The sequence below is a fragment of the Citrobacter sp. TBCS-15 genome (assembly GCF_005280815.1).
GTDB lineage: Bacteria > Pseudomonadota > Gammaproteobacteria > Enterobacterales > Enterobacteriaceae > Citrobacter > Citrobacter werkmanii.
Map to the genome: position 1 here is coordinate 1 of NZ_SZWK01000129.1, position 1246 is coordinate 1246.

Here is a 1246-nt window from a genome sequence, read left to right on the forward strand (position 1 = left end):
TAATATTGCCTTGATTATTCTTGGCATTTTATATGGTGTAGGTTCGGTTACCAACTTTAAGGAGTGGTATTATCGCCATGACTATCTAGCTATTATGCTAAGTGTATTTACATCTATCTTATTGGTAGTGGCTGGAGTATTAAACGTTTTGAATTAAAAGAATAGGTGTACTGATTGACGGTACTTAAATGTCATAGAGTTGACAGCCAAGCATAGGGTGCAAACTGTAAAGCATACTGTTTGATTAAATGAGTACTAGCAACTAACAGCCCTTTGTATCNTAAGGAGTGGTATTATCGCCATGACTATCTAGCTATTATGCTAAGTGTATTTACATCTATCTTATTGGTAGTGGCTGGAGTATTAAACGTTTTGAATTAAAAGAATAGGTGTACTGATTGACGGTACTTAAATGTCATAGAGTTGACAGCCAAGCATAGGGTGCAAACTGTAAAGCATACTGTTTGATTAAATGAGTACTAGCAACTAACAGCCCTTTGTATCTAGCGAACATAGTATAATGGTAATGCTACAGATTCCAAACCTGTAAACGTGGGTTCGATTCCTACTGTTCGTGTTCTCCTTTATTTTATTATATGTTATAAGTTATAGTTCTAGGTATTGAGCGTATTATGGCATATAGTAACAGGATATAGTGTTAATGGTAGCATGCGTGTTTTGGGAACATGTAGTGTTGGTTCGAGTCCAGCTATCCTGATGAGTGGTGTATAGTCCATAGACGAAGTGTTAAGCTATGGCACAACTATACAGATAACTGGTGCACGGTTATATCAGCTAACGAAAGTCCTAGTGTATTAAAGTGTCACAGGCATAACTAAGTGACAGCTGGTTAGAGTAATAAGGTGTACTAACGTGGTGTAGGGTTCGATTCCCTACTGCTCTATAATAAGATGCCAGCTACTGATAGTTAGTCATAGTTAGCAGTATAGTCTAATGGTAAACGTAGGTTCGATTCCTACTACTGCTATAAGACAAGGGGAGAAGCAAATGATTATATTATCTTTATTTATTATTATGTTGTTCATTAGTCCAAGTATAGCATTGTTGTTATTGCTATTGGTTATTAACCCAGTGTTCACGTTGCTATGGCTATTAGTGTGGCTTGCTATTAAACTATAAAGTAATTAGTAAAAGAAAATATTTTTTTATATATACTCCCCCCCATTAATCGCTATGTTAAGGGAAATTTTCAGCCCGGAGGTCATCTCACCAAGCACACTCATTT

Annotated in this window: 2 tRNA genes; both read left to right on the forward strand. The window is 36.2% G+C overall.

Annotated elements, in window-relative coordinates:
* Positions 1 to 506 precede the first annotated feature (506 nt).
* Positions 507 to 577, forward strand: a tRNA-Trp gene (locus FDW96_RS11830).
* A 69-nt stretch (positions 578 to 646) separates the two neighbouring features.
* Positions 647 to 718: transfer RNA gene (locus tag FDW96_RS11835), tRNA-Pro, on the forward strand.
* Positions 719 to 1246: the final 528 nt, after the last annotated feature.